The following is a 13,901-nucleotide window of genomic DNA, read 5'->3' as shown; positions in this document are numbered from 1 at the left end:
TTTGACGAAGTAATCTCAAAATTTTATACTATTTCATGAGATTGCCACGCTCCTTGCAGTCACTCGCAATGACGATAAAAATAATCTTATTAGTACCCCTTAGCTTTGATTAACATGCAAGCTATGTTAGCGTTTCCTTGAGCTAATGCAATATCTAATGGATATTGGCACTGATCATTTAGAGTAGAAATTTTAATACCTCGTATGACCAAAAATTTTGCTAAATAGTAATTATCGTTATAAATAGCAGCAGTTAGTAATGTTTCACCTAATCTGCTCTTTTCTTGCAATATCGGATAAACATCAAGTAACGCACGCAGCCCAAAAAGATTGTTTCTATCAACTGCTCTAAAAGCATTATCTACTGCACTACAATAAGACAGATTGGCATAAATATCTTTCTTTTTATTTATATCATTATCATATTTAATAAAACTCTCTACAGCTTTTCTTCTTTCGGCACTTGCTATCCATTCTTCTTTCTTTTGGAACAGCTCTATATATGCATACATATCCATCTGCTCTAAAGCCGCTTGCTCTGTTAGTTTACCAAGAACTATATCATCATCAGGTAAAAGTAACATTTGCGTTTCATCTTTAACGAATTTTGTTGTCGATTCCGAGGTTTCATTATTCACCTTATCATCCTGTTTTTGAATCGTGACATTTGGAGAGCTTATCGGCAGTGATTTCTCTTGATTATTTGTAGTTTGATTATTCTTAATTTGCTTCTCTAAAGGCTGAGATTGAGGTTGATTCGGCTTCACTACAACAACGGGGATAAGCGGAGTATTCCAATCTTGTTTTTTTGGGACATCTGAAACAGCAACAAATGTCTCCTGCGAGTTATTGATTTCCGCTGAAGAATCGGTTGTAGGAACTACTTTAGGCGGAGTAGTAACGGGTGTATTTGGGCTAGCCGGTGTTATAGGCTGTATAGATTGTTGATTTGTAGGCATTACCAGCGGTGCAGGTGCATTACTAGGTACTACCGGAGTTTCTGCAGGAAGTACTGTTGTCGGCATAGTACTTGGTGTAATATCTTGGGTTACCGGCGGGCTAACCACAGGCGGAGAAACAGCAGGCATATTAGGTATAGACGGCGGTGCTATCGGTGCTACGCTTTCTTCCTCTTTATTAGCATCAGGAGGTGGATTAAGCGGAATAGGCTTATGCACGGGCGGCAAATTGGTCGGTTTATATATTTGCACCGGTCGCTGCGGATGCACTACATAACTTCCTGCTTGAGCCGGAGGCATAGATACTATCGGTCTCGGTACGTTAGGAGTTATAATATTAGAAGCTAAATTTGTATCTTTATGCTCATTAGAATCAACTTCTTCTTCATGCATTTCATTACTTGTAGCACTAGGTAACTTTGCACTACCAATATCTATAAAAGGTTCAGATGTTTCCGATTCATTAGGTTCTTGTTGTGTAACTTGTTTATCCGGTGTGTTATCATGAGAAGCTAAATTTACACTACTTTCATGTTCATTACTTGCGGTGGCACTAGGCAATGCTGTATTACCAACATCTATAAACGGCTCAGCTTGTTCATTTTCATTAGACTCTTGGGAAGCTAGCTTTGGTTCTTCTTTATGGGCTGCTTTAGTTTGTTCATTTGCCTGTTTAGGGGGTATATTTTTCTTTTTTGATTTACTAAAAAATTGCTTAAATTTATCAAAAAAAGAAATATCGGAATTAGAGCTAACATCCTTATCTTTAGTATCTACTTCGGCAGCCGGTAATGATGGCGGTAAGGACGGAGGTGAAGCATAACTTTGCACTGCAACCAATAACAGATTGATAAAAAATAATATCTTACATAATTTATTTAACATATAATTCCTTATTAAATAATTATCCTAAAACGTCATTGCGAGCGACTGGCATTGTTGCTATGTCATTCCCGCGAAAGCGGGAATCCAGAATAAACAAGACTAACCTAGCGCAAAATTACAAGCTTTGATGAAATAAAAATACAAAAAATATGTTTTTTGTATTTTTTTACTGGATTTCCGCTTTCGCAGGAATGACATAAAGAGCCGTACAATGACATTTACTCCTCTACCTCTTACTATTCTGCACCAATTTTTTTATTTCAATCTCTACTAACTCTTTAACAAGTAAAGGTAGATTTTTATCAAGCCAAGCTTTAAGTTCCGGTTTTAACATCTCAACGACTAATTCTTCCAGTGCATTTTTAGATGAGATATTATTATTCAGCTTTTTATCTTCAATAGTATCGGTAAAACTTTTAAAAATATCACCTACCTCTTCAGCAGATTTAGTTGATATTAACTTTTCTTCTTCATCTTGATTTACTATTTCCGTTAGCTCTAATATATCTTCATCTTCACTATCATTTTCGTGAATAGGATTTTTACGTTCGTTAATTACTCCTTTAATCGATTTTAATATGTCTTCTATCGACATATCTTGTTTTTTTTTATTTTCCTTACTCACGTTAGAAACCTATAAACATTTTCTTTTTAATAGTCTTAAACTTTTCTTCAGGACTAAAATATTTTACTTTAAGTTTTAAACTTTGAGCCGTTAGCTCGCCGGTTAACAATTTCATTTGATATGCTGCAAGTACTGAAGATTTATACGCATCCACACGAGTTATTTTTGCTTCATATAATTTTTCTTCGGCAGTTAAAACATCTAATATTGTTTTAGACCCTACTATTTCTTCTTGTACAGTACCGTCATATGATATTTGAGCAGCATCTACTCCTTGATTAGCTGCAACAATACGAGATTTTGCTGCTTCAAATCCCTCCCATACGCTTACAACCCCTGCTTGGGTCTGCTTTATCGTACTATCAAGTTGAACTGCACTATTTCTTGTTTGATTTTTAGCCGATCTGATTCTTGAATATTGAGCTCCTCCCTCAGGATAAATAGGAATATTTACCGAAAGAGTAGTAGTATAGCTTCTATTATTTATAGCATTTATATCATCTTGTGGATTGTAGTGCGTTCTACCGGATTGCAGTTGCACGCTTACTTGCGGTAATAATTTCCCTTTTTCTGCAATTTCTAAGGCTTTAGCCGAAGTGACATTATGCCTTGCCGAATCAATATCAGGATTGAGCTTAGCAGCTCTTTTTGTTAACTCATCTAATGAAGCAGGTAACATTTTAGGTAACTCAGGCATAGTTATATTAGTCGGCTCTATTCCAAATACTCTAATAAAATTTGCTTTTTTTCCTTGAAAATCGGCATAGGCAGCTAGTTTATTCGTTTCTGCCGCTGCAAGTCCTGCTCTTGCGGTTGCTATATCTATTTCCGTTGCTTCTCCAAGTCTTAATTTCTCCTCAACGGTGTTAACTTGTTGTATGTTAGTGCGAACCCTACTTTCGGAAATATCATATTTCTCTTTGCTCTCAAAACAATCAAGATACGCAGTTATTAAATTTAATAATATTTTTTGTTCACCGGCATAATATGCACCCCGTGCGGCTCTAAATCCTGCTTGAGCAGCTTTAAGAGCCGCAACGCTAGAACCACCATTAAATAGAGACTGTTGAATTGTTAATGTACCTTGATCACTATCTGTTGCCCTTGGAGTAAGACCAAGCCTATCTGCATATTTTTTATTATATTTGGTTTTACTATTACTTCTTTCAATCTTCATTCCAGCACTAGGCATAAACCCCGAAAAAGCTCGTGGAAACTGCTCAATCGAGTCTAAAAACTTAATTCTAGCAGCTTTCAGCTCCTCATTATTCTTATACCCTTCAGTTAAAGCTTCCTGCAAATCAACAGCGGCAACCGAACTAGTTAGCAATAATGTAACAATAAATGTAGTTAATTTACGCATAAATTTTTTGAATAATTGATAATATGTTAGTTAGATTAGTTTAATCTTTCAAGAATATACCTAATAAAACAATATAATATCTATTGTAGCAATGTTAGCACGTAATATAACAAAAATTAATCTCAAGGGCAATGATAACTATTTTACATTTTATTTTACGGTTATGCTTATAAAGCTTTAAGATTAATTAATATTTGATAACAAAATAATAAATTTTATGTCTATAATTAATTTTTCTAGTTTCAGCGGATTAAACAAAGAACAACAAGAAGAACTACAAAGACTTTTAATAAAATTAAAAGGTTTTACAAAATCTTTGAAAATGAATGTAAAAGATTTAGAAGATCATTTATTTTATATAATACAAAATTCTTTAAATGAATTATCTCACACTGTCACACTGAAAATATCGATTTAGAGAAAATAGAAAAACTTTTTAATAGGACAATCCAAGAATCTCTAACTACTTTATCTGAAGCACTTGAGAAAGTATATCAAGAACAGCTAAAAACAAAAGATATCTTTTTATTTGACGGGGTTATTGTAGAAAAATGTTTAAACGTTTTAGAACAAATTTTAAAATTTCAGCAAGAATTAGATAAACTCTATCCTGGAACTTCTAAAAAAATTATAGAATCATTAGAAAATATATTAGTCGGGGTTATATCCACTCAAATACCGATGCTTGGAATATTTATACAAACAAGCGGAATACTTGAAAAAGTAAATAATTTTATTGACTCTGAAAAATTATTGCCCAAAATAACAAAATTGCATAACGATATAAAAGAAATAAGAGAAGAGACTAAATCTAATGAGAAGCTTGAAAACATCTATGAAAAAGCCAAAAAAGTTGCCGCAATTTCAGAAATATCAAAAGAACCGCCTCGAAAAATTATTGAAATAGCAAATAAAAACCCTAATAATCAAGCTTCACTAGAGAATGTTGCAAAAGCTGCTAAAGCTATACCAAAAAGCAAAGATGAAGTAGAAGAAAAAATAGCAGAACTAAAAAGTAATATTGAAAGTGCAATTCCACAAGATATAAATATTGACAAATTAAACTCTGTAAAGAATACTCGGGTAATCTAAATGAAGCTAAAACAGAATTATTAAAAGTATTAAATCCGGAAGCTTCTTTTGGCGAAAAGATAGAATCCTTATGTAAAGCAACAGAAAAAGCTACGGAAATTGCAAGCGACATAAAAAAAATAGTAGGAGTAATACCAGGAAGTAAAGAACTCGGAAATGTTATAAGTCTAACAATAAAAACTAACTTATTACCGCCTCCGGTCTTAGCAGTTGCAAAGCTAGCTCCTGATATAGCTAACTTAGTTAATATAGGTAAAGCAGTGGTTACGATGCTTTCTAAAACACAAAACTTAACTCAACAACAAGGAAGAGCAAAATAGTGTCTAATTCTAATACTCATATTTTAATTGCCGTAGGTTGCTTAGCATTATTATTAATATTTTTAATGTATAAGAAAATAGCAGCACGTAAAAAAAATATATTACCTGCTGAAGGAGGTAATATTGACGATTCACCAAATGTTGCCCTTAATAGTCAAAAACCGGAAAATAAAAAGCTGACATTACAAGAAAGAATAGAATTATCTTGGAAATTCCTTTATGACATCACGGAAGTTATTTTAAATAAATTCTCTAAAGAAGATGTTATTCAAGTGAATAAATGCGGTCAAGTTTTATTTGAAAACGGCGTTAGATATGAACATGTAGTCGATCTTGCAATCCCTCAAGTCAAATCTCATACTCAAGCAGTTGAACAAGAACAATCTAAAGATAAAAAAGCCTTAGGGGTGTAACTCTTTTCTTTGAAAAGTAGTATTTTATTCTTCTTTTTAAAGTAGGTTTAAAATCAATACTAATATTTTTAGGAATAAACTCCGATTAAGTTAGATTATAAAAGGCAGCATTCTTAGCTAAATAACCCCGATTATGGATAAGAAATACATGGTTTATTAGGTTTAAGTTGGTAAGCAATAAGAGCAGAGAATAGAGAAGTAAAGAAATTAATAGGTGATCGATGTATGAAAGGAGTAATATTAAAATGTACAAGTTACGACTTAATCTGACAGAGTTGAGTAATAAGGCAGCTTGATGGGCAATCATCAAATTGTCTGATATTCTCTCTATATTACCAATATTTTTATCTATATTACCAATATTACCAATATTTTTATCTTTAGCAATATAAAGTGAATCTGTAAAAGATTGCATTGGTGTTTTACCAAAGCAATGTTTACCGGAATGAGGTCTTGCATTATTGTAACTCACAAGCCAGTTATCTATATCTGTTTGCAATTCATCAAGTGAATTATAAAATTTTTTGCGGAATAGAATGTGATAGCACTCTTCCTGCATAGTTTTATGGAAACGCTCACAGATACCGTTGGTTTGAGGACTATATGCTTTAGTTTTGGAATGATCGATATTCTCAATGCCAAGATATAGTTGGTAAGCATGGTTTTCTGGTTTTCCACAATATTCCGTACCTCTATCAGTTAATATTCTAAGCAGAGGGATATCATGGTTTGCAAAGAATGGAATAACCTTATCATTTAAGTGGTCTGCAGCTGTAATAGCCGTCTTTTCGGTATAGAGTTTACAAATAGCTACTCCTCAATAGGTATCGACAAAAGTTTGCTGATAAATACGGCCTATGCCTTTAATATTACCAACATAGTAAGTATCTTGTGAACCAAGGTAGCCAGGGTGCATAGTTTCTATTTCACCACTAGCTTCACGTTGGTTTTTAACTTTTTCAAGAACAGCAAGTTGATTATCACTTAAAACAATACCATCATTTGCTACTTTAGTCTCTAGAGCTTTTAGACGTTTTTTGAAACTTTCTAAATCATGACGTAACCACACAGATCTAACTCCGCCACCAGAAATGATTATCCCACTCTTGCGTAATTCATTAGCAGCACGTTCCTGACCAAATGCTGGAAATTCAACAGCTATATTAACTACAGCATCCTCTATATTTGCGGGCACACGATTCTTAATGCAAGCTTTACGTCTAGTCATCTCATATAGAGCTTCCCCCCTCCCCACCTTGATCATGGAGCTCTTTGTAACGATAAAATGTATCCCTGCTATAACCCATTACTTTGCAAGCTTGTGATACATTCCCTAATTGTTCAGCGAGTTTTAATAAACCGATTCTTGGCTTTATGATTTTTTCTTGATATGTTGTCATCTGACAGTCTCCTTTTTAGTAGGTTGTTAAAACTTGCCAGGTACTATCTTATCTTTTTTCTTCGTACCCAACAATCCTTAACTGTCAGATCAATTCTTTACTTTTACATTTTAATATTACTCCTTCCAGACATCGATCACCTATTAATTTCTTTACTTCTCTATTCTCTGCTCTTATTGCTTACCAACTTAAACCTAATAAACCATGTATTTCTTATCCATAATCGGGGTTAACATAGCTGCAATTTTTTCTTTGGTAATAGTCATAAATAATACCGATTTTTAAGGGTATATTGTCCGCAGTCATTGCGAGGAGAAACTATAAGTTTCGACGAAGCAATCTCAGGAGTTTATCCTACTTTATGAGATTGCCGCGTCGATGCTACGCATCTCCCCTCGCAATGACGTTAAAAAATTACGAATCTGCTTTTTCTTTATCGTTATTATATTCATTAATATTTTTATTTAGCTCTTCTAATTTATCCACTAGGTACTGACGTATTTTTTCTTGCTTCCTGCTTTTTTATAATCTTCCATTTTTGCTTTTACATCATCTATAGATTTTTGCAGTTCTTCACCGTTTTTATCTTTCTGATCTTTCACATTCTTTTTTATCTCTGCAACGCTTTGGGCTATCTTATCATAAGTATTGCTTAAGGTCTGATTAAATTTATCGGCTCCCGTTTGTGCTAGGTTTGTTAAATTGTCTTTTAATCCCTGTAAGTTTTCGGTAATTGTTTTTGTAATGCTTGTAGCTATTTCTTCAGTTTGCACTTCATTTGCTTTTGTTTCATCCTTGGTAGGCGAATCTGCAAAAATGCTAGGTGTTAATAATAATGTAGCGGTAGCCCCTAGTGTTATTAAGATTTTTTTCATTATATCATCCAATTATTTATGTTTATTATTATATTGTTCAATTTTTTTACTTAAATCATCAAGTTTTTTTACAAGAGTTTGTCTATATTCTTCTACTTTATCATCTTTAATTTTCTGATAATCCTGCAACTCTTTAGTTAAATTTTTATATTGCTCTTTTATAGTTTCTAAAGAATGATCTTTACTATCCTTAGTATATTTCTCTAAATCATTAATTTTAACGGATAATTTATCCGCCACTTCATGACATTTTTTATTAAAATCGGTAGTAATAATTTTAACAGAACCTTTAAGATTATTATGTAATTCTTCAAGTGCTTCCCCTATAGTTCTCATAAAACCTCTTTTTGAAAAAAGTTAATAAAAATTAAACTTAGGTATTATATATCAGAATCATAAATAATATAACTTTAAAAAGTAATTTTAAAAAATACATATTTAATATATAGTTATTTGTATCAAATAACTTTGAGGATTTTATGACATTAGAACTAGGAAAAAAAGTTCCTGATTTATCTTTACACATAGGTAAAGATAAAATAATTAAACTATCGGATTTAAAAGGAAAATTCATAGTATTATATTTTTATCCGAAAGACGATACACCTGGATGTACTATTGAAGCACAAGATTTTAACAAGCTAAAACCGGAATTTGATAAACTTAATACGGTAATTATCGGAGTATCCAAAGATAAGCTTGACTCTCATGATAAATTTAAAGAAAAATATAGTTTAGGATTTGATTTAGCCTCTGATGCAAATTCAAATTTATGTGAACAATTAGGGATATGGATAGAAAAATCAATGTTCGGTAAAAAATATATGGGCATTGATAGAGCTACGTTTTTACTTGATAAGGAGGGCATAGTTAAGCATATTTGGCGGTCGGTAAATGCTAAAAATCACGCTCAAGAGGTACTTAAAAAATTACGGACTATGCTTTCTTAAGTGTTGTTACGTGGATCAATTCCATCACTGTCATCCCGTGGCTTGACCACGGGATCTAAAAAAAATTAAAAAAGACTGGATGCCGTGGTCAAGCCACGGGATGACACCAAGCGTATGAGACCGTTCAGTCGCTCACAATGACGTTTTATTTTTTCCATCTATTATGAAACCAGAACCATTGAGAAGGATTTTGCTTAACCCATTCTCCTAGTATTTGATTAATATTAAGCATAATATTATAGCAATCAACTTTATTATCACCGGTTTGCTCAAACTTTAATTGCGGGTGAACTATTACTTTAAAATAACTGCCTTTAGTTCTAATGATTTGGCAAGGTATAATTGGATATTTATACTGCAAAGCAATTTTAGCGATGGCGTTTGCAGTCATAGCAGGGTGCCCTAAAAAAGGCACTTCAATTCCATCGTTCATTTTTTGATCAACAAGCATAACAATAGATTCACCCTCCTTGATAGCCCTAACTAAAGCTCTGCTACCTTCAGGACCTTTTGGTATAAGTTTTAATTTATCACCGGCACGGCTTTCATTAACCAACTTGTTAACATACGGGTTATTTGCTTTACGATAAATTACGGCAACTTTCGGATAAGATTTATGAAGAATCTTAAGACTAATATCCCAATTGGCAAAGTGACCGCTAAATAATAAAAAGGGTTGTCCTTCAAGTTTTTTAATATTTTCTATGCCGATTATTTCGATTCTACGCTCTAACTCGGCTTCATCCATCTTGTCGACATATGTAAATTCACCGATAAATCTACCAAAATTATCCCAAGTCTGATCTATGATTTTTTCAACATCACACATATCGCCAAATACTGCTTTAATATTTCGTCTAGCAATTTTATTAACGGCAAATAATATACCGACTTTTCTTGCTATAAAACTACAAATATCTGCTGCTTTATCTACACCGAATATTCCTATTACTTTAAGGAATATAACGACGATAAAATACTCAATTAAATATCTGAGCTTTTTTAAAAATTTTTTCATTTAATAAATCAGGGTTGTTTATAGATAGTTCTACATCTAGACAGACAATATTATTATTTAAATCATTAAACTTAACGTGATCTTTTCTTGTAGTAATTAAGGTAGCGTTATGCTCTTTAGCTAATGAATATAAATTTTCTAAATCTGCTTGTAAATAATTATAATGATCAGGAAAAATTTTGTAACCGGTTATATTTAATCCGTAATTTTTTAAAGTCGAAAAGAAACGCTCAGGATTACCAATGCCACTAAAAGCAAAATAATTTTTAGTTTTATCTATATTATTTGAAGGAACTATTTGAGCATTTATTAACTTATTGACATAAGGAGTTAAAATATTCGGTATGTTATCATTGGTGCTACTGACTAAAAAAATTAAATCAGCTGCATCAAGGGCTTTATTTGGATACTGCCTTAAAGGACCGGCAGGAATTAGAAAACCGTTGCCGGAAAGCCTTTGGCTATCTACTGAAACTATAGTAAAATCTTTATGAAGATAAGGATTTTGTAGGAAATCATCAACTATTATTATATCAGGTTTAAGCTCGTTAATTAACGGTAAAATCTCTTTAATATTTTTAGTAGCAATAACTGTTCCATGCTTTGCAAGTATTACTCCCTCATCTCCTACCTCTAATGCTGTATGTCCTTGATGTATGGTAGTTGCACTTTTAAGGTTACTACCATAAGCCTTAGTTACTATTACAAAACTTACATTTCTAACTTTTAGTAATTTGGCTAGATACATTACTATCTGCGTCTTACCCGTACCTCCTACGCTACAATTACCGACACAAATAACTTTAGCAGGCAACATAATAGGACGTGCTAAACTAGCTCGTAAATAGCCTAAAAATTGATATATCAAGCTTATAGGTAAAAGCAAATAAGCTGTAATATTTCGCTTCTGCCAAAATTTAGGATATAAAAGTTTGATCATAATTTAACATTTACGGCAGTTAAAAATAAAATCAAAAGGATTAATTGCTTTATTGTCTAGTAGAATTTCAAAATGCAAATGTTCACCCGTTGCATTACCGGTTCTTCCTTGTATACCGATAAATTGACCTCGCTTAATTTTATTTCCTTCCTTGACTGACATTTCCTTTAAATGAGCATATTTCGTAACCAATTTACGTCCATGTTTAATCTCAACAAAATTCCCGTAATCAGGTGCTCTTGCCGCTTTTATAACAATTCCGCTTGCCGCTGCATATATCGGCGCTGCTTTTTTAGCTTGTAAATCAATACCGCTATGGAAACATTTCTTTTTTATTTTCTTTTTATGAGGACTTTTTCTAATTCCGTAATGGCTAGTAATTTTCGGCTCATATTCCGGCATCATAAGCGGTATTGTACTAATTATTTTATCAAGCTTGGTTAATTCCGAGATATTATTCCTATGAGTTTGTTTTTTTGCAAAATAACTAGCTTCCGGTTTAGAGAGAAACTTATATTTTGAATTTAGTTTTGTTACAACTGCCTTTATATCAGCTATTTTTATTTCGGCTGCTTTATTAAATTCTGCCGGGTTTTTATTATGGAATTTTTGTAAAAAAATCTTATTCTGTTTAGGATTATTAATTATTAGACCTAAGTTTTTTGCATATATACATTTGCTATTTTTGTTTGTTAAATCATACTGTACTACTAAATCCGCATGGCTGATTTTATATTTTTGCTTTAATTGAGATGAAGTGGTAGAAAGTAATGTAGTATCACTAGATTCTTTAATACTGCTACAACCTTGAACCAGAAAAACTATAAACAGTAAAAAGATATATTTTCGAAAAGACATTAAAAGTAAATATACTCCTGTGAAATGAAGAGTTGATATACGAAGCTCAATTTGGAAAAGAGCAAGGCGTTTTGAGGCTTTTAACCGCAGCATACATACTAGTACGTGAGGATTAAAAGCAAAAAACAACGAAGCCAATTTTTCAAATTCAGCAAGTATACGTAAATTTTAAATTTAAAATATTGCTTAAATAACCTGTACAAGTTACGACTTAATCTGACAGAGTTGAGTAATAAGGCAGCTTGATGGGCAATCATCAAATTGTCTGATATTCTCTCTATATTACCAATATTTTTATCTATATTACCAATATTACCAATATTTTTATCTTTAGCAATATAAAGTGAATCTGTAAAAGATTGCATTGGTGTTTTACCAAAGCAATGTTTACCGGAATGAGGTCTTGCATTATTGTAACTCACAAGCCAGTTATCTATATCTGTTTGCAATTCATCAAGTGAATTATAAAATTTTTTGCGGAATAGAATGTGATAGCACTCTTCCTGCATAGTTTTATGGAAACGCTCACAGATACCGTTGGTTTGAGGACTATATGCTTTAGTTTTGGAATGATCGATATTCTCAATGCCAAGATATAGTTGGTAAGCATGGTTTTCTGGTTTTCCACAATATTCCGTACCTCTATCAGTTAATATTCTAAGCAGAGGGATATCATGGTTTGCAAAGAATGGAATAACCTTATCATTTAAGTGGTCTGCAGCTGTAATAGCCGTCTTTTCGGTATAGAGTTTACAAATAGCTACTCCTCAATAGGTATCGACAAAAGTTTGCTGATAAATACGGCCTATGCCTTTAATATTACCAACATAGTAAGTATCTTGTGAACCAAGGTAGCCAGGGTGCATAGTTTCTATTTCACCACTAGCTTCACGTTGGTTTTTAACTTTTTCAAGAACAGCAAGTTGATTATCACTTAAAACAATACCATCATTTGCTACTTTAGTCTCTAGAGCTTTTAGACGTTTTTTGAAACTTTCTAAATCATGACGTAACCACACAGATCTAACTCCGCCACCAGAAATGATTATCCCACTCTTGCGTAATTCATTAGCAGCACGTTCCTGACCAAATGCTGGAAATTCAACAGCTATATTAACTACAGCATCCTCTATATTTGCGGGCACACGATTCTTAATGCAAGCTTTACGTCTAGTCATCTCATATAGAGCTTCCCCCCTCCCCACCTTGATCATGGAGCTCTTTGTAACGATAAAATGTATCCCTGCTATAACCCATTACTTTGCAAGCTTGTGATACATTCCCTAATTGTTCAGCGAGTTTTAATAAACCGATTCTTGGCTTTATGATTTTTTCTTGATATGTTGTCATCTGACAGTCTCCTTTTTAGTAGGTTGTTAAAACTTGCCAGGTACTATCTTATCTTTTTTCTTCGTACCCAACAATCCTTAACTGTCAGATCAATTCTTTACTTTTACACATAACCAGTTAATTTTTCTGATTCTTCTCTAATATTTGGGGGATTAATTAACATTAACCCACACTTTACCATATTTTTATCACTATATAAAAGCTCATATTCAATAATTATAGTTTCTTTAAATCCGATATTCTTGTAATTGTGGTAAAAATCACGGACTAAAGATAAATCTTTTATAGGATACCAAATTAAGACGGTATTATTAAGAACTCGTAGCTTAATTTTTTTAAGTGCTTCGAGCAGTTTTTGAAACTCATTTTTTACTTCAAAAGGCGGATCAAGAAAAATTAATCCTCTATTCTCTTTAAAGGGTAAAAAAGCTTTTATAACATTATAAGCATCTATATTATGTGTATTATTCGGTATAGTTTTTTTAACTCAAGTAATCGCTTGGATGAAGTTCGCAAGCAATTAAGCGATCATTTGGTCTTAATAATTGTTTAATTATAAAAGGTGAGCCGGGATAATGATTAAGACCTGCTAGGTTTACTATATTTAAGAAAGTTTGTAAAAGCTGAGAAATAGGATCGGTAGCTTGCAGTAGTTTATTAATGCCCGTATCGCTTTCTAAAGTTTTAGAAGCCGCCTCCGAGTTTAAATCGTAAAGACCTAGCCCAGCAAAAGCATCTAAAACCGCAAAAGGTTTTTCTTTTTTCTTGAGCTGTTCTAAAATCGCAATAAGTACTAAATGTTTGACTATATCAGCAAAATTGCCTGCATGATAAATATGACGATAGTTCAAAA

The 13,901-nt window shown here is 32.7% G+C and carries 9 protein-coding genes and 5 pseudogenes; 3 read left to right on the top strand and 11 right to left on the bottom strand.

All coding sequences use genetic code 11. The features are described 5' to 3' along the window. Window positions 1–89 precede the first annotated feature (89 nt). The 3 genes from RMONA_RS03235 to RMONA_RS03225 all read right to left on the bottom strand — a co-directional run bounded on the left by RMONA_RS03235 (window position 90) and on the right by RMONA_RS03225 (window position 3,832). A complete protein-coding gene (locus tag RMONA_RS03235; RefSeq protein WP_023507631.1) occupies window positions 90–1,844 on the bottom strand; it encodes an ankyrin repeat domain-containing protein in 1,755 nt (584 codons plus the stop codon). 226 nt (window positions 1,845–2,070) lie between these two features. Further along, window positions 2,071–2,469: a DUF2497 domain-containing protein gene (locus RMONA_RS03230; protein ID WP_046058386.1), complete on the bottom strand. Its 399-nt coding sequence runs from the start codon at window positions 2,467–2,469 to the stop codon at window positions 2,071–2,073. A 1-nt stretch (window position 2,470) separates the two neighbouring features. Beyond that, window positions 2,471–3,832 (bottom strand): TolC family outer membrane protein, encoded by a 1,362-nt coding sequence (locus RMONA_RS03225; RefSeq protein WP_023507629.1) that lies wholly within the window; start codon window positions 3,830–3,832, stop codon window positions 2,471–2,473. A gap of 217 nt (window positions 3,833–4,049) precedes the next feature. Here RMONA_RS03225 and RMONA_RS10235 point away from each other — a divergent pair. Both RMONA_RS10235 and RMONA_RS03210 read left to right on the top strand, forming a co-directional pair. Beyond that, a pseudogene (locus tag RMONA_RS10235) lies at window positions 4,050–5,244 on the top strand (hypothetical protein). Next, window positions 5,244–5,657 carry a DUF2660 domain-containing protein gene (locus RMONA_RS03210; protein WP_023507626.1) on the top strand — a complete coding sequence of 138 codons (414 nt, stop codon included), beginning with the start codon at window positions 5,244–5,246 and terminating at the stop codon, window positions 5,655–5,657. Before RMONA_RS10235 ends, RMONA_RS03210 begins: the two are co-directional and overlap by 1 nt. A gap of 358 nt (window positions 5,658–6,015) precedes the next feature. On the opposite strand, the pseudogene RMONA_RS03205 reads toward RMONA_RS03210, so the two are convergent. The 3 genes and pseudogenes from RMONA_RS03205 to RMONA_RS03195 all read right to left on the bottom strand — a co-directional run. Further along, window positions 6,016–7,057: pseudogene (locus RMONA_RS03205) on the bottom strand (IS481 family transposase); the annotation flags it as partial. Window positions 7,058–7,471: 414 nt separating this feature from the next. After that, window positions 7,472–7,932: pseudogene (locus RMONA_RS03200) on the bottom strand (hypothetical protein). A gap of 12 nt (window positions 7,933–7,944) precedes the next feature. Further along, window positions 7,945–8,268, bottom strand: a complete 324-nt coding sequence (locus RMONA_RS03195; protein ID WP_023507621.1) for a hypothetical protein — start codon at window positions 8,266–8,268, stop codon at window positions 7,945–7,947. A 143-nt stretch (window positions 8,269–8,411) separates the two neighbouring features. Here RMONA_RS03195 and bcp point away from each other — a divergent pair, with 143 nt between their 5' ends. Then, window positions 8,412–8,882: a thioredoxin-dependent thiol peroxidase gene (gene bcp, locus RMONA_RS03190; RefSeq protein WP_023507620.1), complete on the top strand. Its 471-nt coding sequence runs from the start codon at window positions 8,412–8,414 to the stop codon at window positions 8,880–8,882. Between the two features lie 145 nt (window positions 8,883–9,027). Here the strand turns inward: bcp and RMONA_RS03185 are convergent, their stop codons facing one another. From RMONA_RS03185 to rlmJ, 5 genes and pseudogenes are all read right to left on the bottom strand, one after another. Next, window positions 9,028–9,900: a lipid A biosynthesis lauroyl acyltransferase gene (locus RMONA_RS03185; protein WP_023507619.1), complete on the bottom strand. Its 873-nt coding sequence runs from the start codon at window positions 9,898–9,900 to the stop codon at window positions 9,028–9,030. After that, a complete protein-coding gene (gene lpxK, locus RMONA_RS03180) occupies window positions 9,863–10,840 on the bottom strand; it encodes a tetraacyldisaccharide 4'-kinase (protein ID WP_023507618.1) in 978 nt (325 codons plus the stop codon). Before lpxK ends, RMONA_RS03185 begins: the two co-directional genes overlap by 38 nt. Before the next feature lie 3 nt (window positions 10,841–10,843). Next, window positions 10,844–11,698 (bottom strand): M23 family metallopeptidase, encoded by an 855-nt coding sequence (locus RMONA_RS03175; RefSeq protein ID WP_037231251.1) that lies wholly within the window; start codon window positions 11,696–11,698, stop codon window positions 10,844–10,846. A gap of 308 nt (window positions 11,699–12,006) precedes the next feature. Further along, window positions 12,007–13,048: pseudogene (locus tag RMONA_RS03170) on the bottom strand (IS481 family transposase); the annotation flags it as partial. A gap of 103 nt (window positions 13,049–13,151) precedes the next feature. After that, window positions 13,152–13,899 (bottom strand): annotated as a pseudogene (rlmJ, locus tag RMONA_RS10230) (23S rRNA (adenine(2030)-N(6))-methyltransferase RlmJ). Between the last annotated feature and the right edge of the window lie 2 nt (window positions 13,900–13,901).

The sequence above is a fragment of the Rickettsia monacensis genome, from assembly GCF_000499665.2.
In the GTDB taxonomy this organism is placed as follows: domain Bacteria; phylum Pseudomonadota; class Alphaproteobacteria; order Rickettsiales; family Rickettsiaceae; genus Rickettsia; species Rickettsia tamurae.
Note: the sequence above shows the minus strand (reverse complement) of the source record. Positions and strands in the feature narration are given on the sequence as shown.